Source organism: Pelomonas sp. Root1444 (assembly GCF_001426885.1).
GTDB lineage: Bacteria > Pseudomonadota > Gammaproteobacteria > Burkholderiales > Burkholderiaceae_C > Pelomonas.
In genome coordinates this window covers 118,477-142,963 of record NZ_LMFP01000029.1, presented here as the reverse complement: position 1 = coordinate 142,963, position 24,487 = coordinate 118,477, and the positions used below count along the sequence as shown (strand labels likewise).

General features: G+C 69.1%; 21 protein-coding genes and 2 pseudogenes. 8 read left to right on the top strand and 15 right to left on the bottom strand.

The features are described from left to right. Nucleotides 1-15: 15 nt before the first annotated feature. Genes ASD35_RS24580 through ASD35_RS24570 form a run of 3 tightly spaced genes read right to left on the bottom strand, consistent with a single transcriptional unit; the run spans nucleotide 16 to nucleotide 3,484 of the window. The gene (locus ASD35_RS24580; RefSeq protein WP_056877603.1) at nucleotides 16-873 is read right to left on the bottom strand and encodes a YbgC/FadM family acyl-CoA thioesterase; all 858 of its coding nucleotides are present in this window, start codon (nucleotides 871-873) and stop codon (nucleotides 16-18) included. Next, nucleotides 870-1,793, bottom strand: a complete 924-nt coding sequence (locus ASD35_RS24575; protein ID WP_235538452.1) for an alpha/beta hydrolase — start codon at nucleotides 1,791-1,793, stop codon at nucleotides 870-872. The genes ASD35_RS24580 and ASD35_RS24575 overlap by 4 nt, the downstream gene beginning before the upstream one ends. Further along, a complete protein-coding gene (locus tag ASD35_RS24570; protein WP_082580427.1) occupies nucleotides 1,790-3,484 on the bottom strand; it encodes a S10 family peptidase in 1,695 nt (564 codons plus the stop codon). Before ASD35_RS24570 ends, ASD35_RS24575 begins: the two co-directional genes overlap by 4 nt. Nucleotides 3,485-3,543: 59 nt before the next feature. On the opposite strand from ASD35_RS24570, the gene ASD35_RS24565 reads away from it, so the two are divergent. The 3 genes and pseudogenes from ASD35_RS24565 to ASD35_RS28260 form a co-directional block, all read left to right on the top strand. Continuing rightward, a complete protein-coding gene (locus ASD35_RS24565) occupies nucleotides 3,544-4,683 on the top strand; it encodes an iron-containing alcohol dehydrogenase (RefSeq protein ID WP_056877602.1) in 1,140 nt (379 codons plus the stop codon). Between the two features lie 124 nt (nucleotides 4,684-4,807). Further along, nucleotides 4,808-5,875, top strand: a pseudogene (locus ASD35_RS24560) (methyl-accepting chemotaxis protein); the annotation flags it as partial. Nucleotide 5,876: 1 nt separating this feature from the next. Continuing rightward, nucleotides 5,877-6,345 (top strand): annotated as a pseudogene (locus ASD35_RS28260) (methyl-accepting chemotaxis protein); the annotation flags it as partial. An 18-nt stretch (nucleotides 6,346-6,363) separates the two neighbouring features. On the opposite strand, the gene ASD35_RS24555 reads toward ASD35_RS28260, so the two are convergent. Together ASD35_RS24555 and aceA are read right to left on the bottom strand one after the other, a co-directional pair. Then, on the bottom strand, nucleotides 6,364-7,089 hold the full coding sequence (locus ASD35_RS24555; protein WP_056877601.1) for a hypothetical protein: 726 nt from the start codon (nucleotides 7,087-7,089) through the stop codon (nucleotides 6,364-6,366). A 192-nt stretch (nucleotides 7,090-7,281) separates the two neighbouring features. Beyond that, complete coding sequence (gene aceA / locus ASD35_RS24550; protein WP_056877600.1) at nucleotides 7,282-8,580, bottom strand: isocitrate lyase; 1,299 nt, start codon at nucleotides 8,578-8,580, stop codon at nucleotides 7,282-7,284. Nucleotides 8,581-8,855: 275 nt separating this feature from the next. Between aceA and ASD35_RS24545 the strand changes: the two genes are divergently transcribed. Both ASD35_RS24545 and ASD35_RS27745 read left to right on the top strand, forming a co-directional pair. Further along, entirely contained in the window at nucleotides 8,856-9,407 is a 552-nt protein-coding gene (locus ASD35_RS24545) for a GNAT family N-acetyltransferase (protein ID WP_056877599.1), read from the top strand. A 31-nt stretch (nucleotides 9,408-9,438) separates the two neighbouring features. Next, nucleotides 9,439-9,591, top strand: coding sequence for a hypothetical protein (locus ASD35_RS27745; protein ID WP_164488656.1), 153 nt, complete (start codon nucleotides 9,439-9,441; stop codon nucleotides 9,589-9,591). Nucleotides 9,592-9,631: 40 nt separating this feature from the next. On the opposite strand, the gene ASD35_RS24540 is transcribed toward ASD35_RS27745, so the two are convergent. From ASD35_RS24540 to queG, 6 genes are all read right to left on the bottom strand, one after another. Further along, the gene (locus tag ASD35_RS24540; RefSeq protein ID WP_056877598.1) at nucleotides 9,632-10,234 is read right to left on the bottom strand and encodes a MarC family protein; all 603 of its coding nucleotides are present in this window, start codon (nucleotides 10,232-10,234) and stop codon (nucleotides 9,632-9,634) included. A 24-nt stretch (nucleotides 10,235-10,258) separates the two neighbouring features. After that, entirely contained in the window at nucleotides 10,259-12,628 is a 2,370-nt protein-coding gene (locus tag ASD35_RS24535; protein ID WP_056877597.1) for a TonB-dependent siderophore receptor, read from the bottom strand. A gap of 133 nt (nucleotides 12,629-12,761) precedes the next feature. Further along, nucleotides 12,762-13,649, bottom strand: coding sequence for a site-specific tyrosine recombinase XerD (xerD, locus tag ASD35_RS24530; RefSeq protein ID WP_056877668.1), 888 nt, complete (start codon nucleotides 13,647-13,649; stop codon nucleotides 12,762-12,764). A gap of 221 nt (nucleotides 13,650-13,870) precedes the next feature. Continuing rightward, nucleotides 13,871-14,836 carry a tripartite tricarboxylate transporter substrate binding protein BugE gene (locus ASD35_RS24525; RefSeq protein WP_056877596.1) on the bottom strand — a complete coding sequence of 322 codons (966 nt, stop codon included), beginning with the start codon at nucleotides 14,834-14,836 and terminating at the stop codon, nucleotides 13,871-13,873. Between the two features lie 30 nt (nucleotides 14,837-14,866). Next, the gene (locus tag ASD35_RS24520; RefSeq protein WP_056877595.1) at nucleotides 14,867-15,469 is read right to left on the bottom strand and encodes a chalcone isomerase family protein; all 603 of its coding nucleotides are present in this window, start codon (nucleotides 15,467-15,469) and stop codon (nucleotides 14,867-14,869) included. Continuing rightward, nucleotides 15,466-16,602 (bottom strand): tRNA epoxyqueuosine(34) reductase QueG, encoded by a 1,137-nt coding sequence (queG, locus tag ASD35_RS24515; RefSeq protein ID WP_200956104.1) that lies wholly within the window; start codon nucleotides 16,600-16,602, stop codon nucleotides 15,466-15,468. The genes ASD35_RS24520 and queG overlap by 4 nt, the downstream gene beginning before the upstream one ends. A 24-nt stretch (nucleotides 16,603-16,626) precedes the next feature. On the opposite strand from queG, the gene tsaE reads away from it, so the two are divergent. Both tsaE and ASD35_RS24505 read left to right on the top strand, forming a co-directional pair. Continuing rightward, nucleotides 16,627-17,079 carry a tRNA (adenosine(37)-N6)-threonylcarbamoyltransferase complex ATPase subunit type 1 TsaE gene (gene tsaE / locus ASD35_RS24510; protein ID WP_056877594.1) on the top strand — a complete coding sequence of 151 codons (453 nt, stop codon included), beginning with the start codon at nucleotides 16,627-16,629 and terminating at the stop codon, nucleotides 17,077-17,079. Then, the gene (locus ASD35_RS24505; RefSeq protein WP_056877593.1) at nucleotides 17,076-18,437 is read left to right on the top strand and encodes an N-acetylmuramoyl-L-alanine amidase; all 1,362 of its coding nucleotides are present in this window, start codon (nucleotides 17,076-17,078) and stop codon (nucleotides 18,435-18,437) included. The genes tsaE and ASD35_RS24505 overlap by 4 nt, the downstream gene beginning before the upstream one ends. A 2-nt stretch (nucleotides 18,438-18,439) precedes the next feature. On the opposite strand, the gene ASD35_RS24500 is transcribed toward ASD35_RS24505, so the two are convergent. The 3 genes from ASD35_RS24500 to ASD35_RS24490 are packed head-to-tail and all read right to left on the bottom strand — an operon-like array spanning nucleotide 18,440 to nucleotide 21,401. Next, nucleotides 18,440-19,120, bottom strand: coding sequence for a phytanoyl-CoA dioxygenase family protein (locus tag ASD35_RS24500; protein WP_056877592.1), 681 nt, complete (start codon nucleotides 19,118-19,120; stop codon nucleotides 18,440-18,442). 24 nt (nucleotides 19,121-19,144) lie between these two features. After that, the gene (locus ASD35_RS24495) at nucleotides 19,145-19,345 is read right to left on the bottom strand and encodes a YbdD/YjiX family protein (RefSeq protein ID WP_056877591.1); all 201 of its coding nucleotides are present in this window, start codon (nucleotides 19,343-19,345) and stop codon (nucleotides 19,145-19,147) included. Beyond that, nucleotides 19,338-21,401, bottom strand: coding sequence for a carbon starvation CstA family protein (locus tag ASD35_RS24490; protein ID WP_056877590.1), 2,064 nt, complete (start codon nucleotides 21,399-21,401; stop codon nucleotides 19,338-19,340). Before ASD35_RS24490 ends, ASD35_RS24495 begins: the two co-directional genes overlap by 8 nt. A gap of 263 nt (nucleotides 21,402-21,664) precedes the next feature. Here ASD35_RS24490 and ASD35_RS24485 point away from each other — a divergent pair, with 263 nt between their 5' ends. Then, nucleotides 21,665-22,042: a hypothetical protein gene (locus ASD35_RS24485; protein WP_056877589.1), complete on the top strand. Its 378-nt coding sequence runs from the start codon at nucleotides 21,665-21,667 to the stop codon at nucleotides 22,040-22,042. Here the strand turns inward: ASD35_RS24485 and ASD35_RS24480 are convergent. After that, entirely contained in the window at nucleotides 22,039-24,486 is a 2,448-nt protein-coding gene (locus ASD35_RS24480) for a response regulator (RefSeq protein ID WP_056877588.1), read from the bottom strand. The two genes, ASD35_RS24485 and ASD35_RS24480, sit on opposite strands and share 4 nt — an antisense overlap. Nucleotide 24,487: the final 1 nt, after the last annotated feature.

The following is a 24,487-nucleotide window of genomic DNA, read 5'->3' as shown; positions in this document are numbered from 1 at the left end:
ATGGGTATGGACAGATTAGAGCACCCGCACCATCTCCACATGCCCGATGCCTGCCTCCTCGAACGGCTCGCCCCGGCGCTGGAAGCCGGCGCGCAGGTAGAAGTTCTCGGCCGACAGCTGCGCATGCAGCAGCACCTCGCGGTAGCCCTGCCTTCTCGCCTCGGCCATCAGCGCGTCCAGCACCTGGCGGCCGATCCGGGTGCCACGCATCGCGCGCAGCACCGCCATGCGGCCGATCTTGGCGACGCCGGGGACGTGTTCCAGCATGCGGCCGGTCGCCAGCGGCATGCCGAAGCGGTTGCGCGCCAGTGCGTGCAGGCAGCTGGCATCGGCCGCGTCCCATTCCATCTCAGCCGGAATGCCCTGCTCCTCGATGAAGACCTGGCGCCGGATGGCGCCCGCCGCATCGCCCAGTTCGCGCCAATCGCCCACCGCCACGTCGACGACCGGCTGGCCGGCTTCGAAGCCCTGGACGACCTCGCGCAGCGCATCGGGCAGGCGCAGCGGCGTCTGCGCGACGGCGTCGGCGAAGACATAGACCATGTCGGCCTGCACCAGCAGCTGGTCACCACGGAACATCGCCCCTTCGACCTTCATCGAGCTGTTGCCGAACTCGCGGCAACGGATGCCGATGTCCAGGCGGTCGTCATAGCGGGCCGAGCCGAGGTAGTCCAGTGCGGCGCGGCGCACGAAGAGGTCGCCGCCGAGTTGCCTCATCGAGTCGGCATAGGGCAGCGCCAGCGCCCGCCAGTAGCCGCTCATCGCCGTGTCGAGGTAGGTCAGGTAGTGGCCGTTGAAGACGATGCCCTGGGCGTCAATCTCGGCCCAGCGCACGCGCAGCGGCTCGAAGAAGCGGAAGTCTTGGCGTTTCATGGGCGGAGATGTTCCCGGATGGCGCTGGCGCAGAAATCCAGCGCGGCGATGGCCTCAGGCAGGCTGCGGCCCATCTTGATGAAGTCGTGGGTGACGCCGCGCACGAGATCGAGCTGCACCGGCACGCCGGCTGCGCGCAGCACGTCGGCATAGGCCAGGCCTTCGTCGACGAGGGGGTCGGCTTCGGCCAGCAGCACGGCGGCGGGCGCCAGGCCGGCGTGGTCGTCGGCATGCAAGGGCGCGAAGCGCCAGTCGCCACGATGCTGATGGTCGATGTAGTGGCCGAAGAACCACTCGATGCTGCGGGCGTCGAGCAAATAGCCTTCGGCAAAGCGACGGTGCGAATCGTGGCTCATGTGGCTGTCGGTGCCCGGCGTGATGAGCAGCTGCAAGGCCAGCGGCAGGCCTTGCTCGCGGGCGTGGAAGGCGCAGCTGGCGGCCAGCGTGCCGCCGGCGCTGTCGCCACCGACGCCGAGGCGGCTGCCGTCCAGGCCCAGCGTGCCGGCCTGCCCGTGCAGCCAGGCCAGCGCCGCCCAGGCGTCGTCGACGGCGGCGGGGAAGCGGTGCTCAGGCGCCAGCCGGTAGTCCAGCGCCAGCACGGCGGCGCCGCTGCGCAGGCTGAGCTGGCGGCACAGGCTGTCATGCGTCTCGAGGTCGCCGATCGTGAAGCCGCCGCCATGCAGGTAGAGCATCACGGGCAGCCTGTCGCCGCTGGGCGCATACAGCCGCGCGGCGCGGCCTGCCACCTGGAGGTCTTCGACGCGGGCCAGCGGCGCGCGCGGCAGGTCGAGGATCTCGGCGCCCATGCGGTAGGCGATGCGGGCGTCGCGGGGCGTCAGCGTGTGGAACGGCGGCCGCTTGGCGCGCTGGATGCGCGTCAGCAGCTCGGCCATGCGCGGGGTCAGTTTCGGGGCGGTCATCGGGCCCGCATTGTCGGCGGCACCCAGGGGTCGCGCAGGCCGGTCTGGAAGGCGCTTTCGTTCGTCGGCGCCACGCTGCCGGGTTGCTGCGGCGTGCCGGCGCGGTCCACGGCGACAGCGGGCCGGGTGGCCTGCAGCGCCCGGCGCTCGGGGCCGAGGTCGACCGCCGCGTGCAGCGCCAGCGTGCCGGCGTAGAAGGCCTTCATGTCGGCGAGCTGTGCGATGCGCGTCGCGTCGTCGAGGTAGCTCATGTGGCCGCCGGCGTAGTTGCGGATCTTCACGCGGCTGGCGTCGACGCGGGCGAGGTCGGTCTCGGTCAGGTGGAAGGGCGTGGCCAGGTCGTGATAGCCGCTGACCGCCAGCACGCGCAGCCGCGGGTTCTGCGCCAGCGCGGCGGCCAGGTCGGGCAGCGTGTCGGGCAGCGCGCGACCGTTGTGGCTGAAGTCCCAGACGTTGATGGCATTGCTCAGCACGACGTAGGTCGAGGCGTTGCGGTAGCCGAGCTGGTCGCGCAGGTGCGTCGCGATGCCCTGGGCAAAGCTCGCACCGATCCACGTGCTGGACGGGTCGCCTTCGGCGGCCAGGGCGCTGTCGGTGGGCGCCTTCATGCGCCCGTCGTAGCGGCCGAGCAGCTGGCCGGCGAGCAGCCACTGGCGGTAGTCGGTCGCGCCGACGTTGAGCGTGACCTGCCAGCGCGATACCGGCAAGCCGGTCAGGTCGGCCAGCGGCTGCCACAACGCAGGCGCCTGCGCGCCGCTGGTGACGAAGGCCTGCAGCGCCGGGGCGTAGGCGCTGTCGGCATAGGCCCTGGCGCTGGCGGCCCAGGCATCGAGGTCGGTCGGCACGGGCTGCGTCAGCTTATGGAAGGCGCCGACAGCCGCGTAACTGGGCAGATAGCCGCCGCAGCCCGAGCCGTTGGTGATGCCGCAATTGCTGTTGTAGTCCATCGCCGGCGACTGCAGCACCAGGCCGTCTAGCATGACGCCCGCCTCCTGCAGGCGGCGCGCCAGCACCGCCGTGCGCGGGCCACCGTAGCTCTCGCCGAACAGGTACTTGGGTGAGGCGGCGCGGTTGTTGACGGCGAGGTAGCGCTGGATGAAGTCGCGGAACAGCGCGGCGTCGCTGTCCACGCCCCAGAAGCTGCGGTTGGTGAACGGTGCGATGGCCTGCGAGTAGCCCGTGCCGACCGCGTTGATGAAGACCAGGTCGCTTTGGCCCAGCAGGTGCTCGGCGTTGTCCACCATGGGGAAGGGCCGCGCCGCCGTCGTGGCCGGCACGCCGCTGACCAGACGCTTGGGGCCGAAGCTGCCGAGCTGCAGCCACACCGAGGCCGAACCCGGGCCGCCGTTGTAGAAGAAGGTGACCGGGCGCGTGGCGACGTCGGCGCCGGGCAGCGTGTAGGCGACGTAGAAGACCGAGGCCTGGGCCGCGCCGACCGCGTCGCGCGCGATCAGGTGGCCGGCGGTGGCGGTGTAGCTCAGCGTCTGGCCGTTGGCCGTGACGCTCTGCGTGCTGACCGCGGCGGCCTCGACGGCGCCGGGCAGCGATGCATCGGGCGCCGAGGAGTAGACCGTGGTGTCGGTCAGCCCGGGCTGGTTGTCGACCGGCGGCGGTGGCGCCGAGCCCCCGCCCCCGCCTCCGCAGGCCACAAGCACAAGGGACAGCAGCAGGGTCGTGACAGTCGCGCGCATGACTGCCAGTCTAGACACCAGGCCACTACGATGAGGAAAGACATTGCGGAGACAACGCCATGGCCCAGATCCTCTACCTGACCCGCATCGAACTCGAGTTCGGCGCCTGCCGGCTGCTGCCGGCCGAGTGCGAGCGCATCGGCATCCGCCGCCCGCTCGTCATCACCGATGCCGGCGTGCGCGCGGCCGGTGTGCTGGACGAAGCGCTGGCGGCGTTCGCGGTGAAGCCACCGGTCTTCGACCAGACCCCCGCCAACCCGACCGAGGCCGCCGTGCGGCTGGCCGTGCAGGTGGCCAAGGCGTTCGACTGCGACGGGCTGATCGCCGTCGGCGGCGGCTCCAGCATGGACCTGGCCAAGGGCGTGGCCATCGCCGCCACGCACGACGGGCCGCTCAAGCGCTGGGCCACCATCGAGGGCGGCGCCGTCAACATCACGTCCAAGGTGCTGCCCCTCATCGCCGTGCCGACGACGGCGGGCACCGGCAGCGAGGTGGCGCGCGGCGCCATCCTCATCGTCGACGACGGCCGCAAGCTGGGCTTCCACAACTGGGAGCTGCTGCCCAAGGCTGCCATCTGCGACCCGGCGCTGACGCTGAAGCTGCCGCCCGCGCTGACAGCCGCCACCGGCATGGACGCCATCGCGCATTGCATCGAGACCTTCCTCGCGCCGGCCTTCAACCCGCCGGCCGACGGCATCGCGCTGGAAGGCCTGCGCCGCGGCTGGGGCGCCATCGAGCGCGCCACGCGAGACGGCAGCGACCGCGACGCACGCCTGGACATGATGTGCGCCAGCGTGCACGGCGCGATGGCCTTCCAGAAGGGCCTGGGCGCGGTGCATTCGCTGAGCCATTCGCTGGGCGGCCTGAACCCGCGGCTGCACCACGGCACGCTGAACGCCGTCTTCCTGCCCGCCGTCATCCGCTTCAACGCCGAGGCGGACAGCGTGCGGCGCGAGCGGCGCATCGAGCGGCTGGCGCAGGCCATGAACCTGCCCGGCAGCGATGCCGATGCGGTGGCCGACGCGATCACCGCATTGAACGCGCGCCTGGGCCTGCCCGCCGGCCTGGCCGCGATGGGTGTCGGGCGGGAGCTGGACGAACGCATCGTCGAGCACGCGCTGCTGGACCACTGCCACAAGACCAACCCGCGCATCGCCAGCCCCGCGGACTACCACGACCTGCTGGCCGCCTCGCGCTGAGCGTGCGTGCATGGCGCCCGCGTGACGCAAGCCTCAGAAATGCCGTGACACCCCCACCGGCGCCGCCCTAGCATCCGCCGATGCGTTCCGCCATGAGGTGGAACCGACAGGACGGAGGTTATCGATGATCAAGCTCACTATCGGCAAGCGGCTCGCGTTGGGGTTCGCGGTCGTCCTCGTGCTGGCCGCCTGCGTGGTGGTGCTGGCGTCGTGGCGCCTGGCCGCCACCGCGGCTGCGACGCGCCAGATGATGGACGAGCCGCTCACCAAGGAGCGGCTGCTCGCGGACTGGAACCGCAACGTCAACGCGGGCGTGCGCCGCACGCTGGCCATCGCCAAGAGTTCCGACACCTCGCTGGTGGAGCTGTTCAAGGAAGACCAGGAGCAGCTGACCAAGTCGTCGACGGAGCTGCAGGACCGCATCAAGGGCCTGGTTCGCTCGCCCGAGGAGCGCGCGCTGTTCGACGCCATCGGTGCTGCGCGGCAGGTGTTCGTCACGTCGCGCGACGAGATCGGCAAGCTGAAGAAGAACGGCGACGCCGCGGCGGCGGACAAGCTGCTGACCGACGTGTTCATGCCCAGCGCCAAGGACTACCTGGCCCGCATGCAGGCGTTCCTGGACCACCAGCGCCGCAGCATCGATGCGACGGCGCATGAGATCGACGCGGCCAGCGACAGCGGCCGCCTGCTGCTGCTGGGCCTTTGCGTATTGATCCTCGCGTTGGGTGTGGCGGCGGCCTGGTCGATCACGAAGAACATCACCGGCCCGCTGCTGTCGGCCAACGAGCTGGCCGAACGGGTGGCCGACGGCAACCTGGTGCCGTCCGGACAGGGCACACAGGCGCGCGCCGACGAGATCGGCCAGTTGCAGACGACGCTGCGGCGCATGCGCGAGAGCCTGGCCGACACCATCGGCGGCATCCGCGAGGTGGCCGAGTCCATCGGCACGGCGTCCGCCGAGATCGCCAGCGGCAACCAGGACCTGAGCGCGCGCACCGAGAAGGCCGCTTCCAGCCTGCAGCAGACGGCCAGCGCGATGGAGGAACTGACCAGCACCGTGCAGCATTCCGCCGCGTCGGCCGGCCAGGCGAACGCGCTCGCCGTGTCTGCCGCCAACGTGGCGCAGCGCGGCGGCGAGGTGGTCGGCCAGGTGGTGCACACCATGGACGAGATCAATGCCAGCTCGCGCAAGNCGCCGACATCATCGGCGTCATCGACGGCATCGCCTTCCAGACCAACATCCTGGCGCTGAATGCGGCCGTGGAAGCGGCCCGCGCTGGCGAGCAAGGGCGCGGTTTCGCGGTGGTGGCGAGCGAGGTGCGCTCGCTGGCCGGCCGCTCGGCGGACGCGGCCAAGGAGATCAAGAGCCTGATCGGCAGCAGCGTCGAGCGCGTGCAGGCCGGCTCGACGCTGGTGGCCGAGGCGGGCCGCACGATGGAAGAGCTGGTCGGCGCCGTGCAGCGCGTCAAGGACATCATGAGCGAGATCTCGACGGCCACCGCCGAGCAGTCGGACGGCATCGCCCAGGTCAACCTCGCGATCACGCAGCTCGATCAGGTCACGCAGCAGAACGCGGCGCTGGTCGAGGAGTCGACCGCAGCGGCCGAGAGCCTGCGCGAACAGGCGCGCACGCTGACCGGCGCGGTGGGCGCCTTCCGCGTCGCGCAGCGCTGACGGGGCTCAGCTCCCGCCGCCGCAGCCGGAGCCGCCACAGCTGCAACCGGGCGAGCCGCCATCGCAGCTGGCGGCGCCGCCGTCGCTGCTTGAGGTGCCAGCCCAGCCGCCGCTACCGCCATCGTCCGGGCGGCGCATCGCGGCGACCTCCGCCGCACTGAGCAAGCCCAGCGCAGCCAGGCTGGACACGCCCAACGCCGCATGCGGCACGGCATCGCCGCTTGCCCGACCCGCACCGTCGATCGGGCGGTGCACGATGGCGCCACCTTCATGGCCATAGGCCCAGCCCGTGGGCACGCACATCAGCCCGTCGAGGGCGAACAGCAGAGGCAGGCGCCGCGCGACCGGGCTGCCGCCTTCGCTGCGGCAGGCGCCGGCCCAGGTGCGGGCCAGGCATCCGTCCAGCGGCGCGCCCAGGGCCTCGGCCTCGCGGTGTTGGACCGCCTGGCCGAAGTGGCGCTGCTGCCAGGCGTCGAGGCCGGCCGGGTCGGTGCGCAGCCAGACATGCCAGACCGAGTCGGCCGCCTTGCTGGGCAACGCACAAGGGCCTTGCTCGCGCTGCAGCCGGCAGGCTTCGAAGAACTGCGCCAGGCCGATGGTGCAACGCAGCCAGGCGTCGTCGTCGACGGCGAGGCCGGGAAACTCATCGGGCGCCAGTTGCGCCCATGCGGCACAGACGGCTGTCGGGATCTGCGCGGCGGCGCGGGTCGCCGAGGGGCAGCGGGCGCGCAAGGCCTGCCGTTGCCTGCCTTCCCGCCGGTGCGCCCACCAAGCGCCCAGGCGGGTTGCGGGACTGAACTTTGTTGTGGTTGTCGGGTTGTTCATGGCGGCAAGTGTTTGACGCGCGTATGACACGACCGTGACAGACGCAAAAAGGCCCGCCGAGGCGGGCCATAAAAAGTCAGGAGTTGACGCTGACTCTAGTCAACCGTGCTTCGCGTCGAAGAACTGTTCGTCTTCCGTCGAGCCCTTCAACGCCGCGGTGGAGGCGTTGGCCTCGATGGTGGTCGTGACGGCATCGAAGTAGCCGGTGCCGACTTCGCGCTGGTGCTTGACAGCGGTGAAGCCCTTCTCGGCGGCGGCGAACTCCTTCTCCTGCAGTTCGACGAAGGCGCTCATCTGGTGGCGGGCGTAGCCGTGGGCCAGCTCGAACATCGAGTAGTTCAGGCTGTGGAAGCCGGCCAGCGTGATGAACTGGAACTTGTAGCCCAGCGCGCCCAGCTCGCGCTGGAACTTGGCGATGGTGGCGTCGTCCAGGTTCTTCTTCCAGTTGAAAGACGGCGAGCAGTTGTAGGCCAGCAGCTTGCCGGGGAACTTGGCGTGGATGGCGTCGGCGAAGGCCTTGGCGAAGGCCAGGTCGGGCTTGCCGGTCTCGCACCAGATCAGGTCGGCATAGGGCGCGTAGGCCAGGCCGCGGCTGATGGCCTGGTCCAGGCCGTTCTTCGTGCGGTAGAAGCCTTCGACGGTGCGCTCGCCGGTGCAGAAGGGCTTGTCGTTGTCGTCGATGTCGCTGGTGACGAGGTCGCCGGCCTCGGCGTCGGTGCGGGCGACCAACAGCGTGGGCGTGCCCATCACGTCGGCGGCCAGGCGCGCGGCGACGAGCTTGGCGACGGCTTCACGCGTGGGCACCAGCACCTTGCCGCCCATGTGGCCGCACTTCTTGGCGCTGGCCAGTTGGTCCTCGAAGTGCACGCCGGCGGCACCCGCCTCGATCATGGCCTTCATCAGTTCGAAGGCGTTCAGCACGCCACCGAAGCCGGCTTCCGCGTCGGCCACGATGGGGGCGAAGAAATCGATGTCGTCCTTGCCTTCGCTCCACTGGATCTGGTCGGCGCGCTGGAAGGTGGCGTTGATCTTCTTGACGACCTTGGGCACCGAGTCCACCGAGTACAGCGACTGGTCCGGGTACATCTCGCCGTTGCTGTTGGCGTCGCCCGCCACCTGCCAGCCGGACAGGTAGATGGCCTTCAGGCCGGCCTTGACCTGCTGCATGGCCTGGTTGCCGGTCAGCGCACCGAGCGCGTTGACGAAGGGCTCGCTGTTCACCAAGCCCCACAGCTTCTCGGCGCCACGCTTGGCGAGCGTGTGCTCGATTTCGATGGAGCCGCGCAGGCGCACCACGTCGGCGGCGCTGTAGCCGCGGGTGATGCCCTTCCAGCGCGGGTTCTCGGCCCAGTCTTTTTCAAGGGCGGCGATCTGTTGTTCACGGGTGAGGCGAGTCATGGAAGCTCCTGGCTAAACATCGAAAACCGATGACGCAAGACTAAGGGCGGACGTGGAGCTTGTGAACACTCAAGTCTTATACAAGACTAAAAAATTTCTCGTTCAAAAACAATAACTTGGTTTCACATTTTCAAATAGAGAAATTACATTCACCATAATGAGAAATTTTGCGGCGCCGCAGCAATGGTCACTCCCACAATATGGAAAGTGACTTTCGAATCGTGAGAGCCGCTGCTTTCAGAATCACAAGTTCCTCAGACAAGGCACTCGTTCCGATGACCGTCCTACTCACGCCCCGGCTGCGTCTCGAGCCGCTGGAAGACCGCCACTTCGAAGGCTTGCACCGCCTCAACAGCGACCCCGTGGTCATGCGGTACATCACCGGCCGGCCAGACACGCCGGCCGACACGCAGCTGATGATCGACCGCGTCAAGGCTCGATGGGCCGAATTCGGCTATTCGTGGTGGGCCTTCATGCGGCGGGATGACGGCGAGCTGATCGGGACCGGTTGTATCCAGCACCTGAACCGCGACCCGGCCGAACCGCTGGAGACGGGTTGGCGGCTGCGGCAGGACGCCTGGGGACAGGGCTATGCCAGCGAGGCGGCGCGCCACATGGTCGGCTGGGCCTTCCGCACACTCCAGCCGGAGCGCGTCTGCGCCGTCTGCCAACCTGAGAACACCGCGTCGGCCGCCGTCATGGAGAAACTCGGCATGCACTTCACCGGCCTGGGCCGCTGGTACGACATGGACTGCAAGCGCTACGACGTCACGGCCAGCGAATGGGCGGCCAGCCCAGCGCGGGTGCAGGCGGACGCTGAGGCATAGTTCCAGTTTTCAACCACTCACGGAGGACTCGATGGCGAACACAGAACAACGCGGCAACAAGATGACCAAGAAGCCCAAGAAGGACGCCGCCCCCGGCAAGGCCGCGGCCGGCTCGGACCGCCCGGTGGCGCCGATGACGGCCGTCCTGCCCAAGGGCAAGGAAGCCAAGCTGAAGAACAAGTGAGTGGGACCGGGGCTGGCGGTGCCCCTTGTCGTTCGGCCGGCTACAGGCCCCCGACGAAGTAGCGCTTCAACCCCGCCAGCACCATCTCGACGGCAATCGCCGTGAGCACCAGGCCCATCAGCTTCTCGATGGCCGACACGACCGAATCGCCCAGCAGCTTGCGGATGCGGTCGGCCATGACCAGCACGACGCCCGACACCAGCATAGCCACGCTGAGCGCGCCGATCCACTCGTAGATGCGGTCGGGCTGGCGGGAGGCCAGCAGCAGCACCGTCGCCATGGCCGACGGCCCGGCCAGCAGCGGCACGGCGAGCGGGAAGATCAGCGGCTCGCGCCCCGGCTCCAGGCCGTAGGCCGATTCGCCCGAGCCACCGAAGATCATGCGGATGGCGATGATGATCAGGATCACGCCGCCGGCCACCTCCAGCGAGCGCTCCGACAAGTGCATGACGCGCAGGAAGCCTTCGCCCAGGAACATGAAGGCGAACAGCACGCAGAACGCAATGCCCACCTCGCGCATCGCCACGCGCGTGCGGCGCTCTTTGGGCACCGCACGCATGATGGGGATGAAGACGGGCAGGCTGCCGAGCGGGTCGAGCACCAGCAGCAGCAGGATCAGGGCCGAGAGGAAGCTGTGGTCCATCGGCCCTGATTCTCAGCGCAGCGCTCAGAAGCGGTAGTGCGCCCGTGCGAAGTAGGACGCGCCGTTCAGGCCGAACTGCACGCTGTCGTAATAGAAGCCGTTGTCGGTCTCGAGCGGGTCCTGGCGCGTCGGCTTGACGTTGAAGACGTTGTTGCCACCCACGCTGAGCTTGAGGGCCGGCGTGGCCTGCCATGTCATCCCCAGGTCCATCGACGTCTTCGCCTTGTAGTTCAGCGTCATGCCTTCCGTGAAGGCGCCTTGCGTCTGCTTGCCGAAGTGGATGATCTTGGCCTCGCCCGTCCAAGCACCCTGGCTGTACTCGAAGCCCAGCGTCGCCTTGGCGCGGGGGCCGGCCTGCTCGATGAAGAGGCGCTCGCGTGACGACAGCAGCACGTCCTCGTAGCCCTGCAGCGCGGCCGGCGCGTGGATGGCCGTCACCGTCGTGCGGCTGATGTTGAGCGCCAGGAAGGTGCTGAGCTGACCCGCGCCCAGCTTCATGCGGTTGGAGGCGGTCAGGTCCAGGCCACGGGTGCGCGTGTTGATGGAGTTGACGAAGAAGGCCGTCTGCTCGACGCCCAGGCTGTTCAGCAGCGGCGCCAGCGGCGGGTAGTTGTCGGCGGTGAAGCGGCCCGACAGCACGATGCGATCCTTGATGTTGATCTGGTACAGATCGACGGTGACCGACGTGTCGGCACTCGGCTTGACGGTGAGGCCGAGCGTGAAGTTCTTGGACTTCTCCTGCTTGAGCGGCGGCACCCCGGCGGCCTGCGGGATGGCGCTGCCGTTGGGGGCCAGCTTCACCTGCACGGGCTCGCCGCTGATGAAATCGGTGAATGTGGACGAGAAGTAGAGCTGCTGCAGGCTGGGGGCGCGGAAGCCGGTGCTGGCTGCGCCGCGCAGCAGCACTTCCTTGCTCACCTTGTAGCTGCCGGCCAGCTTGGCGGTGGTCTCGGAGCCGAAGTCGCTGTAGTGCTCGGCACGAATGGCGGCATCGACCGTCAGGCTGGGCGTGAAGCTGGCTTCCCAATCGGCGTAGATGGCCTGGCTCTTGCGACTGCGGTTGGTCACGTCGACCGGCTGGAAGCCCGGGAAGCCCTGGCTGCCGGCGATGCCGCCGAAGTTCAGGCCGTCGGCGTCCTGGTAGGAACCCAGCTCGCCGGCGACGATGTCGTACTTCTCCTTGCGGTACTCGGCGCCGAAGGCGATGTTGCTGCCACCGAGCAGTTCGGGGAAGAAGCGGCTGACGTCGAAGTTCGTCGTCGCCTGGCTGAAGCCGAAGCCGCCGGCATCGAAGCTCGTCGGGCTGAGCCCCGCGCCGCCCGCCAGCAGATCCTTGTTGGCAATGGATGCGTTCAGCGTGTTGCTGATGTTGTAGCGCATCTTGTTGGAGCCGTAGGTCTGCGACAGGTCGGTGTCCCAGCCTGCGATAGCCGACTTCCAGCCGATGCTGAAGTAGCGGTCCTCGATCTTGCCGTTGATGAACGGCACGAAGCCGTCCGGGTACATGGCAGCGGAGTTGCGCGACGGCACGTCGCTGGAGCCGACGCCGCCACGCGCCCAGGCGCCGGACGATGCGTCGCGGTTCTGCGCGCCGGCCGTGACGTAGAGCTTGTTCTGTGCCGCCAGTGGAAACTCGCCGTTCAGGTAGACCGTCTTGTTCGTGACCGCCGTGTCGCCAATGGTGCGGGGGCCGACGTTCTCGTCGTTGGGGTCGTTGCGGTTGGAGCGACCGCGGTCCTGCCATTCGCCGGTGATACCGAGCGAGCCGTCGCCCAGCTTGATGCCGCAGTAGGCCGAGGCGAGGTAGTTCTTGCCGTCGCCGGCCGAGTACTGCCCGTAGCCGGCCACGGCCTCACAGCCGGTCCTCTTCTTCAGCTGGATGTTGATGACGCCGGCAATCGCATCCGAGCCGTATTGGGCCGCCGCGCCATCGCGCAGCACCTGCACGTTCTCGATGGCCAGCAGTGGCAGGGAGTTCATGTCCGTGCCGGTCGAGCCACGGTTGCGCGCGCCGAACAGGTTGACCAGCGCCACCGTGTGACGGCGCTTGCCGTTGACCAGCACCAGCGTCTGGTCCGAGCCCAGGCCGCGCAGCGCAGCGGAGTCGATCAGGTCGGCGCCGTCCGCGCCGGTCTGCCGGGTGGAGTTGAACGAGGGCGACAGGTTCTGCAGCGTCTGCGCCAGGTCGAATTGACCACCGCCCTCCGCAGCCTTGCTCATCGAATAGATGTCGACGGGCACCAGCGTGTCGGTGCTGGACGCGGCCGGCAAGGTCTTGCGCGAACCGACCACGGTCACGCGTTCGAGGCTGCTGGCCTCCTGGGCCAGGGCGGCGGCGGTGCCGAACAGGCTCAGCGCGGCGAGCGCAACGGGTAGCAGGCGGGGGGCGGCCATGGGGACTCCGGGAATGGATTTGTGATGGCGGCGGAGTTTGCCCCTGGCAGCACCGGTCCAGAGGGCGGGTGTTGTGGCCCGCCGACAGGTTGAACGAATGATGCCGCGGCGCAAGCGGCGCAAGGCCCAGCCCTCAGCCGCGCGGGTGGTGCTCGGCGTGCAACGCCTTGAGGCGCTCGCGCGCCACATGGGTGTAGATCTGCGTCGTCGACAGGTCGGCATGCCCCAGAAGCAGCTGCACGGCGCGCAGGTCCGCACCATGGTTGAGCAGGTGCGTGGCGAAGGCGTGGCGCAAGGTGTGCGGCGACAGCGGCACCGTGATGCCGGCCGCCAGCGCGTGCCGCTTGATGAGGGTCCAGAACATCTGCCGCGTCATGCCGGCGCCGCGGGCGGTGACGAAGAGGTCGTCGCTGCTCCGGCCGGCCAGGATCTCGGCACGCGCCTCGCGCAGGTAGCGCGCCATCCAGTCGCGCGCATGCTCGCCAAAAGGCACGAGGCGCGCCTTGCCGCCCTTGCCGGTGACGTGCAGCACGCCGTCCTTGAAGGCGACATGCGCGCCCTTGAGCGTGACCAGCTCGCTGACGCGCAGCCCGCTGGCGTACATCAGCTCCAGCATGGCTCGGTCACGCAGGCCCAGCGCGGTGTTCACGTCAGGCGCGGCCAACAGCGCGCTCACCTGCGCCTCGCTGAGCAGCTTGATGTTGCGGTGCCCGGCCTTGCCCGCGGTCAGCTTCAGTGTCGGGTCGGCCGCCACCCGGCCTTCGCGCAACGCCCAGCGGAAGTAGCGCTTGACCGCCGACAAGCGGCGGTTGGCACTGCTCGTCTTGCCCGACGCCTTGGCGACCGCAAGTTCCAGCAGGTCGTGCTCCGTGCAGCTGTCCAGCGGGCGCGGTGCGATCAATATCGCCAGCGCCGTCAGGTCGCGCCGGTAGGCCGCCTGGGTGTTGGCGCTCAGGCCGTCTTCCAGCCAGAGCGCCTCGATGAAGGACTCGATGCAAGGATCAGCAGCCCCGTCACCCATGGCGCGTGTTGCGTTCGGGCCGAGCGCCGGGCCGCTCCCAAGCCGGCCCGCCTTGGCGATGTGCTTGCGGCTTGATGCCGCAAGCATCGCCGTCCCCCCGGGGGCTGAGGCTGGACACATGGCGCCCAGTGGGCGGCATGTGCCTGCCGAAGGGCTGCGGCGCAAGCCGCGGCGCGGTCTGCAAGACCGGCCAAGGTACTCCTTGGACGAGGGGCTCCACTTCAATCAAGTTTCAGCTTCTGCGCCGCCACGACCTTCTTGTAGACATCGAACTCGGCCGCGATCTGCGCCGCGAACTGCTCCGGCGTGTTGGCCACGATCAGCGAGCCGGTGTCTTCAATGCGCTTCTTCACGTCGGGAATCTCGACCGCCTTGCGGACGGCCGCGTTGATCTTGTCGACGATGTCGCGCGGCAGGCCCTTGGGGCCTTGGATGCCGTAATAGGCCATGCGATTGACTGGCTCCAGGCCGACTTCCTTGAAGGTCGGCACGTTGGGCAGCGAGGCCACACGTTGGGGCGCGGCGACGACGATGGGAATGAGCCGGCCGTCCTTGATGAAGGGCAGCGCGGACGGCAGGTTGTCGAAGATCATCGGCACCTGTCCGGCCACCGTGTCGTTCAGCGCCGGGCCGGCGCCGCGGTAGGGGATGTGCAGCACGAAGACGCCGGCCAGCGTCTTGTACAGCTCCATCTGCAGGTGGCCGATGCCGCCGGTGCCCGAGGTCGCGTAGCTGTGCTTGGCGGGGTTCTTCTTGAGCTCGGCGAGAAAGCCCTTGTAGTCCCTGGCCGGGAAGCTCGGATGCACGGCGATGACGTTGGGCGTCGCCGCCACATTGGTGATGGGCGTGAAGTCCGTCAGCGGGTTGTAGGCGATCTTGGGGTTGATGGCCGGGTTGGCCGCCGTCGTCGACACCGTGGCCACGCCCAGCGTGTAGCCGTCCGGTGCGGCTCGGACGATCTCGGCCGCGCCCACCGTGCCGCCCCCGCCGGCCTTGTTCTCGACCACCATGGTCTGCCCCAGGATGCCGTTCATGCGCTCGGAAATGATGCGCGCAATGATGTCGGTGGTGCCGCCGGGTGCGAACGGCACGATCAGGCGGATGGGCTTGTTCGGATAGGCCTGGGCCCAGGCCAGCGGGGTCAGGCCGGAAAGTGCGGCGGCTTGCAGGACGGAACGGCGTTGCATGAGTCGGTCTCCTGTGGTGGGTGGCTGATGCTAGCCCGGCTGGCCGAGCAATCCGGCGCGCAGGTGCGCATCGCTGTTCCTGTCGCCGATGAAGACCTTCAGGAACGCCGTGTAGAAGTCCTGGCCCTCGATCGGCTTGCCCCAGGGCTTGCCGTTGACCATCAGCACGGTGCCGCCCTGGGCGGGCAGGTAGTCGACCACGAGCAGGTCGCCCTTCTTCACCCGGCCCACCTCGCTGATGGCTGCATTGAACTGCTTGACGCGGTCGGCCAGGGCGGCCTGCTCGGCCTCCGTGGTGTTGCGCTGCACGCCCTTGTTGATGGCCTTGACGAACTCCTGCGTCGACACGTCCTTGACGAGCGGGATGACGATGCGCATCTCCAGGCGCTTGGGGCCGGGCTGGGCGTAGATGGCTTCTGGCGTCGTCGCCTTGCGCGGCAGGTAGAGCGCGGCGAGATAGAGCGGGTAGATGGCCACCTGGCGCTTGCCGGTGCCATTCAACGCCAGCGTGCTGCCGCCAAGCTGCAGCGTGTCGGGAAAGTCCTGGCCTTCATAGCGCACGGCCTGCACCGGCAGGGCCGCCGCCAGGGCCAGGGCAAGGACGGCGGCGCGGTGGCGAAAGGGCGAGGTCATTCGATGGCTCCAACAGACAGCGGGCGGGACGATAACGCGCCAGGCTCGTTCGGCGCGGACAAGGCCCAGGCGATGTGTTCCGCCACCAGGTCGTCCGCGCCCTCCCCGGCCCGTAGCAGCGCGGCCCGCAGCGCGGCGTCGTCGCGCGCGCGCAGCGCGTTGCCGGCCGCCACGGCCAGGTTGCGGCGCCAGCGCGCAAAGCCGATGCGACGGATCGCTGAGCCTTCCGTGCGGCGCAGGAACTCGGTTTCGTCCCAAGCCAGCAGCTCGGCAATCGGCGCGCCCGCCATGGCGGGACGCACGTCGAAATCGGCCAGCACGGCGGGCTGCGCGAACTTGTTCCACGGGCAGGCCAGCTGGCAGTCGTCGCAGCCGTACACGCGATTGCCGATCAGCGGCCGCAGCTCCGGCGGAATGGCGCCGTCATGCTCGATGGTGAGGTAAGAAATGCAGCGTCGCGCGTCGACGCGGTACGGCGCGGTGATGGCCCCAGTCGGGCACACGTCGATGCAGGCGCGGCATTCGCCGCAATGCGCGCTGACGGCTTCGGTCAGCGGCAGGTCGAGGTCGATGAACAGCTCGCCGAGAAAGAACATCGACCCGGCGTCGCGGTGGATGTTGAGCGTGTGCTTGCCGCGCCAGCCCAGGCCTGAGCGCGAGGCCAGCTCCACCTCCAGCACGGGCGCCGAGTCGGTGAAGACGCGATGGCCGCGCGGCCCGACTTCGTCCTGCAGGCGTTCGGCCAGCTTCTGCAGCCGCTGGCGCAACACCTTGTGATAGTCGCGGCCACGGGCGTAGACGGAGATTTGCGCCTGCTCGGGGTTCGCCAGGCCCGCCCATTCGACCGCCTGCCAGCCCGGCTCGGTGCCTTGGGGCAGGTAGTCCATGCGCGCCGTGATGACGCGCAGCGTGCCCGGCACCAGCTCGGCGGGCCGCGCACGCTTCAGGCCGTGCGAGGCCATGTAGTGCATGCGGCCGTGGTGGCCCGCGTCCAGCCAGGCCTGCAAGCCGGGTTCGGCGCTGCTGAGGTCCACATCGGCGACGGCGATCTGTGAGAATCCCAACTCACGCGCCCAGCCGCGCAAACGCGCCAACAGCGCGGCGGTATCGACAGTGGACGGGACCTCTTGCATTTGTCTGCGATTTTAGAAACCCAGTTGCTGTGGCCCGAAGAAGCTGCGGCCCAGACCACCGCCGAACGACTCGCGGGGGCGCTGCTCCCCTCCCCTGACGCCGTCATCGAACTGCACGGGCCGCTCGGCGCCGGCAAGACGACCTTCGTGCGCCTGCTGCTGCGCGCGCTCGGCGTGCAGGGCCGCATCAAGAGCCCGAGCTATGCCGTGATGGAAAGCTACGAGCTGCCTGAGTCGGCGGGAGGCGGCAGCGCCAGCCACTTCGACTTCTACCGCTTCGGCGACCCGCGCGAGTGGGAGGATGCCGGCTTTCGCGACGTCTTCGCCGCAGCCGGCCTCAAGCTCTGCGAATGGCCCGAGAAGGCCGCCGGCCAGTTGCCGCCTGCGGACCTGCAGCTCTTCATCGAGCTGATGCCCGACGACAGCCGCCGCGTGCGCGCCCGCGGCGATGCGCGCCTGGTGGGAGCCTTGCAGTGAAGCGCCGCACCTCCCTGGGCCTGCTCGCGCTGCTGCTGAAGGCGCCCGACACGCTGGCCGCCGGCAGCCAGGCCAGCATCGTGGCCGTGCGCGTGTGGCCCGCGACCGACTACACGCGGGTCACCATCGAGTCCGACCGGCCGCTGGCCGCCAAGCACTTCCTGGTCGACTCGCCGCACCGCCTCGTCATCGACATCGACGGCCTGTCGCTGAGCCCGGGGCTGCGCGAGCTGATCGGCAAGGTCAAGGCCGACGACCCCTACATCGCCGGCGTGCGCGTGGGCCAGAACACGCCCACCGTCGTGCGCATCGTGCTCGACCTCAAGCAGGCCGCGGCACCCCAGATCTTCACGCTCGCGCCGGTGGCCGCCTACCAGCACCGCCTGGTGTTCGACCTGCACCCCAAGGTCGAGACCGACCCGCTGGTCACGCTGGTGCAGGACCATGACAAGCCGCCCGCCGCCGCCCGCCGCGCCGAGGCCGCGGCCAGCGCCGTCAACGATGCGCTGGAGGAACTGATCCAGAAGATCGAGCGCCCCGCGCCGCCGGCCGCCGTGCCCGCCCCGCCGCCGGTGGCCGCGGCGCCCAAGCCGGCCCCCGCGCCCGACCCCAAGCCGCCCACCGCGGCGGCCGTGGACCGCCTCATCGTCATCGCGCTGGACCCCGGCCATGGCGGCGAGGACCCCGGCGCCGTCGGCCCCTCCGGCCTGAAGGAAAAGGACGTCGTGCTGGCCGTGGGCCTGAAGCTGCGCGAGCGCCTCCAGACCAACCCCAACATCCGCGTGCTGATGACGCGCGACGCCGACTTCTTCGTGCCGCTGCAGGACCGCGTGCGCAAGGCCCGGCGTGTGCAGGCCGACCTGTTCGTGTCCATCCACGCCGACGCCTTCTTCACGCCACAGGCGCGCGGCGCATCGGTGTTCGTGCTCAGCGATGGCGCCGCGACGAGCGCGGCCGCGCGCTGGATGGCCAACAAGGAGAACGCGGCCGACATGGTCGGCGGCGTCAACGTCGGCGCCGCCACCAAGGACGCCAACGTGCTGCGCGCGCTGCTGGACATGAGCACGACGGCGCAGATCAAGGACAGCCTCAAGCTCGGCGGCGAGGTGCTGGGCCAGATCGGCAAGATCGGCAAGCTGCACAAGCCGCGCGTCGAGCAGGCCGGCTTCGCCGTGCTGAAGGCGCCGGACATCCCCAGCATCCTGGTCGAGACGGCCTTCATCTCCAACCCCGAGGAAGAGAAGAAGCTGCGCGACCCGGACTACCAGGACCGGTTGGTGGATGCGCTGGCATCGGGTATCGCGAAGTATTTTGCGAAGAACCCGCCGATGGCGAGGAAGCGCAGCGCGACGTTGTGACGTCAGACCGTCGTGCGCCAACGCAAGCCGTGAGGCAACGCTGGCGGGCCGAACAGGAAGTGCAGTACGCGCCTGCGGCCCGGTGCAGACGCCTTGGACGAGGCATGCAGCACGAGCGGCCGCATCAGCAACACGTCGCCGGCCAACGCATCCGCAGCCACGGCACCGGGGCGCTCGCGCCACTGTCCCAAGGCGACGTCATTCAGCACACCGGCGCGATGCGAGCGCGGCACCAAACGAAGACCCCCGTCCGCTTCGGTCGCGTCGTCCAGATGCAGCCGAAGCGCGATCATCTGCGCCAACAGCTCCGCCGGAGCCAAGACGAAGTGACGACCGGACTTGATTGACCAACCGCTCAGCGCGGGATGCTCGACACGACTTTCGACAGGGATGGCGAGATCCTGATGCGGCGTCACCAGCCAGTTGCGGTCTGACGACTTCTCGAACAACGTGCACTGCACGGCAACGGCGCCTGCGGGTAGTAGCGGACGCAACTCCGGCAACCCGCGCAGCCACCGGGCGACCGACTGGCACCAGGGCTGATCAAGCAACTCCCGCTGCCCGGCCGTGCCAGGCGGCAGCGCGGTCAGCTCGGCAATCAGCGCTCCACGTTGCTCAGCGCCCAGCAGACCGGGCAGTAAAAGGAATCCTTCTGGGAGGGCATCGTCGTTCGCGACCGGCATGGGCCGGCCTTTTACCACTGGGTTTCAGCAGCACTTCCCGACCCGCGCGCTGTAGCGCGCCGCCTGCCTCTCCCTAAAGAACTCCTCGTAGCTCATCGGCTCACGTTCCGGATGCGTGGCCTGATGGTGGGCCAGGTAGCTGCCGTAGTCCGGCACGCCCACCATCAGGCGCAGGCTCTGCGTCAGGTACCGGCCCGCCTGGGCCAGGTCGCGCATCTCAAGCATGCTGGCCCGACGGCAGCGGTGCGAAGGTGGTTTCCTGCGCCGTGACCTTGCCGTTGCGGCGGGCGGCCCCGATCGCCTTGACGCTGTAGATCAGCACACTGATGACCACGCCCATGAACAGCGCGCACAGCGCGGCATCCAGCCGGTCGTTGAAGACCACGCGCGACATCGCGTCCAGCGTCTTGGCCGGCGCCAGCACCTTGCCCTCGGCGATCGCCGCGGCGTACTTGTCGGCGTGGGCCAGGAAGCCCAGCTTGGGGTCGGCCGAGAAGATCTTCAGCCAGCCGGCCGTCATCGTGCAGACCAGCAGCCAGGCGGCCGGCACGGCCGTGACCCAGGCGTAGCGATCCTTCTTCATCTTGAACAGCACGACGGTGCCCAGCAGCAGCGCCACGGCGGCCAGCATCTGGTTGGCGATGCCGAACAGCGGCCACAGCGTGTTGATGCCGCCGAGAGGATCGACCACGCCCTGGTAGAGGAAATAGCCCCAGGCCGCCACGCACAAACCCGTGGCGATCAGGTTGGCGACCCAGCTCTCCGTGCGCTTGAGCGACGGCACGAAGCTGCCGAGCAGGTCCTGCAGCATGAAGCGGCCGGCGCGGGTGCCGGCGTCCACGGCGGTCAGGATGAACAGCGCCTCGAACAGGATGGCGAAGTGGTACCAGAACGCCATCAGCGCCTTGCCGCCCACCACCTGATGCAGGATCTCGGCCATGCCGACGGCCAGCGTCGGCGCACCGCCGGCACGGGCCAGGATGGTCTTCTCGCCGACGTCCGCGGCCGCCTGCGTCAGCATCTCGGGTGTGACGACGAAGCCCCAGGTCGAGATCGTCTGCGCGACCGTCGCGGCGTCCTTGCCGACCATCGCGGCCGGGCTGTTCATCGCGAAGTAGACGCCCGGCTCGATGCACGAGGCGGCCACCAGCGCCATCACCGCGACGAAGCTCTCGGCCAGCATGCCGCCGTAGCCGATGTAGCGGGCATGGGTCTCGTTCTCCAACAGCTTCGGGCTAGTGCCCGACGAGATCAGCGCGTGGAAGCCCGACACCGCACCGCAGGCGATGGTGATGAACAGGAAGGGGAACAGGCTGCCGGCCCAGACCGGGCCGTTGCCCGCCGCGAACTGCGTCAGCGCCGGCATCTTCAGCGGCGGCGCGACGATGACGATGCCGATGGCCAGCGCGACGATGGTGCCGATCTTCAGGAAGGTGCTGAGGTAGTCGCGCGGCGCCAGCAGCAGCCAGACCGGGATGCAGGCGGCGACGAAGCCGTAGCCGATCAGCAGGCCCACGAGCGTCGTCGGCGCCAGCGTGAAGATGGGCGCGAGCGTCGGGCTTTCGCTGACCGCCTGGCCGCCGAAGATCGCCGCCATCAGCAGGGCGAAGCCGATGACCGACACCTCGCCGATGCGGCCCGGGCGGATGAAGCGCAGGTAGACGCCCATGAACAACGCGACCGGGATGGTCGCCGCCACCGTGAACAGGCCCCAGGGCGAGTCTGCCAGCGCCTTCACGACGATCAGCGCCAGCACGGCCAGGATGATGATCATGATCATGAAGGCGCCGAACAGCGCGATCAGCCCCGGCACCGTGCCCATCTCCTGCTTGACGAGGTCGCCGAGGGACCGGCCGTCGCGTCGCGTGGAAATGAAAAGAACGATGAAGTCCTGCACCGCGCCGGCGAAGACGACGCCGGCCAGGATCCACAGCAGGCCAGGCAGATAGCCCATCTGCGCCGCGAGCACCGGGCCGACCAGCGGGCCGGCGCCGGCGATGGCCGCGAAGTGGTGGCCGTACAGCACGTGCTTGTTGGTGGGCACGTAGTCCAGCCCGTCGTTGTACTTCCAGGCCGGCGTCTGCCGCTTCGGGTCCAGCCCCAGCACCTTGTTCGCGATGAACAGGCTGTAGTAGCGGTAGGCGATGAGGTAGGTGCACAGGGCGGCGGCCACGACCCACAGCGCGCTGATCGTCTCGCCGCGGCTCAGGGCCACGGTCGCGAGTGATGCAGCGCCCAGGATCGCAACGCCCGCCCACGCGAGGTGGCGGCGCAGGTTCATGAGGCTTGTCTCCGTTGCGGCGCGCACGTCGAGAAGAGGCGGCGCTACCGTAAGGGCAGTTTCGGCAACGGCGCTGCGCGGGGCATCGGTCAAGCCACGCGGGCCGGGCGCGCGGCATCACCTAAGGGTCAACCCGAGCCGGCAGCATCGCACGCGCATCACACCCGCTTACGACTGGCCGCGGCCGGCCGTCAACGGCGGCCTGGGCGAGGCGTTGTTCAGGCATCGCAGGCCAGCCGTTTTGGCCTCGTAGGAGGTTCCAAATGCTTCGTCCCATCCTTGCCACCCTGGTTGCCGGTGCCGCGCTGTTCGGCGCTGCGACCGCCCACGCCGAGACGCACTGGTCCATCGGCATCAACCTGCCGCCGGCCGGCGTCGTCGTGTCCAACGCGCCGCGCTACTACGTGCAGGAGCCCGCGCCGGTCTATTACGCTCCGGCGCCGGTGGTCCGGTACGCGCCTGCGCCCGTTTACGCCCCGCGCGACGTCTACTACTACGCGCCCGCACCGCGGGTGGTGTATGAGACCTCCTATCGCGACCGCCGCTGGGAAGGCCGCAACGATCACTGGCACCGCGACCACGGCCGCCGTGATCGCTGGGACCGCGACCATGACGGCTACGGGCCGCAACGCGGGCGCTAAGCCGCTCCGCCCTGGTGCCGCCTGACCTCGTCGGTCAGGCGTTCAACATCCGACAGCTCGAAGGGCTTCAGCAGTGCGCGCACATTGGGGCCGAAGCTGCGCAGGTCATCGCCCATCGGGTAGCCGGATGAAAACACCACCCAGGCCTCGGGCTCGCGCGCCAGGATGATGCGCGCCAAGTCGACGCCGGACATGGCCGGCAAGCTGACGTCGGTCACGACGAGGTCGAAGCGGGCCGGCGCATAGGCGGCCAGCGCCTCTTCGGCCGTGGCGCAAGTCTGGACCTGCAAGCCCTGCTCCTCCAGCAGCCAGGCGATCTGCTCACGCAGGTCGACGTTGTCTTCAACGAACAGCGCCCGCAGTGCGGGCATGGCGTCAGCGGCCTGCGGGGCCGCTGACGGCCTTGCCGCGGCCAGTTCGGCGACCGTGCGGGCCAGCAGGCGCGGCGACGCGGCCTTGTGCAGGAAGCGCTGGAAGCCGGCAGCCAGCGCCGCCTCGCGGTCTGCCGGGCGCACATAGGCGGTGACGGCAGCGGCACCCAGCAGGTCGGGGCCGAGGCCGAGCTCATTGCGGACATGGCGGATCAGGTCGTAGCCGCCCATGCCGGGCATGCCGAGGTCGCTGAGCAGCACATCGAAGGCCTGCCCCTGCAGCTGGACGATCGCGGCTTCGGCGGAGCCGGCGGTGCTGACCTCGGCGCCGCGTTCGGACAGCAGGCGCGCATGGGCTTCCAGCACATCGGCATGGTCGTCCACCAGCAGCACGCGCAGGCCCGTGATGGCGGGCTCCAGGCCATCGTCCTCCGCCTCGGCCGCCTCCTGCGGCAGCCTCGACAGGCCGGCACGTGGGAAGCGCACGCTGAAGACGGCGCCCTGGTTCAGCCCTTCGCTGTGCGCCCAGACCTCGCCGCCATGCAGCTCGACAAGGTTCTTGACGATGGACAACCCCAGCCCCAGGCCACCATGCACGCTGGACGCCGCGTCGTCGGCCTGGCTGAAGCGGTCGAACAGGCGAGGCAGGAAGTCCGGCGCGATGCCCTGGCCATCGTCGCTGACATGCAACTCGACGGCGGTGGGCAGCACCGCCGTCGCCAGCGTGACCACACCGCCGGCGGCCGTGAACTTCATCGCGTTGGTGACGAGATTCATGGCGATCTGTGTCAGCCGGCCGGCGTCGCCGAGGACCTCGGCCGCCTCCGGGGCCAGCCGCAGCTCGATGCTGAGCTGGCGCGCCTGCGCCGTGGGCCGCGCGGTGTCGGCGGCGCAGGCGACGATGCCGTTCAGGTCGACACGCTCGACGTTCATCAGCTGCTTGCCGGCGACGATGCGGCTCATCTCCAGCAGGTCGTCGACCAGCACCGACTGCGCTTGCGCGTTGCGCGCAATGGCCTGGATGCCACGCTTGAGCATGGCCGGTTGCACGCCCGGGTGGGCCAGCACGTTCACCCAGCCGCTGATGGCGGCCAGCGGCGTGCGCAGCTCATGGCTGATGGCGGCGAACAGCTCCTCCTTGGCGCGCGCGGCGTGGTCGGCGGCGCTGCGGGCGGCCTGCTCGGCGGCCAGCAGCTGCTCGCGGCGCAACTGCAGCTCGCGGCGGTCGGTGATGTCGTGGAAGTAGACCGACAGGCCGTCGTGCGCCGGGTAGCAATGGCATTGCAGCCAGCGGTCGGCGGCACCGGGTGCCATGGCCTCGAAGGACACGGCCTGGTCGCCGGCCACCGCACGGTCGAAACCGCTCTCGAACTCGCCGGCGCCGAACACGTCGGTGCGATGCCGCCCGACCAGCTCCTCGGCGCGCCGGCCCAGCAGCCGCGCGCCCTGGTCATTGACGTAGCCGATGCGGCCGTCGGGCTCGACGAGGAGCAGGCCGTCGGTGATGCTGCTCATCATGGCCTGCAGGCGGCGGTCGGCGATGAGGAAGGCCTCGGTGCGCTCGGTGACGCGGCGCTCCAGCGTCTCGTTGAGTTCGCGCAGGCGCTCCTCGGCGCGACGGCGCTCCTCCACCTCGGCCAGCAGCGCCAGGTTGGCGCGCTGGACCTCGCGCGTCTTGCGGTCCAGCTCCGCAAACACCGCCACCTTGGAGCGCAGCACCGCCGGATTGACCGGCTTGTGCAGGTAGTCGACGGCGCCCGAGCCGTAGCCCTGCAGGCGGTATTGGTCCTGATCGAAGTAGGCCGTCAGGAAGATGATGGGCAGGTGGGCGTTCTTCTTGCGCTCCTTGATCAGCTGCGCCAGCTCGATGCCGTTCATGTCGGGCAACTGGATGTCCAGCACCATGACGGCGAACTCCTGCGCCATCAGCGCCAGCAGCGCCTCGTCGGCGGACAGTGCGCGCACGATGCGGTAGCCGGGGTCGTTGAGCACGCTCTCCAGCACGAGCAGGTTGGCCGGCTCGTCGTCGACGATCAGGATGTTGGTGAGTTCTTCAGAGTCTGTTGACGACATA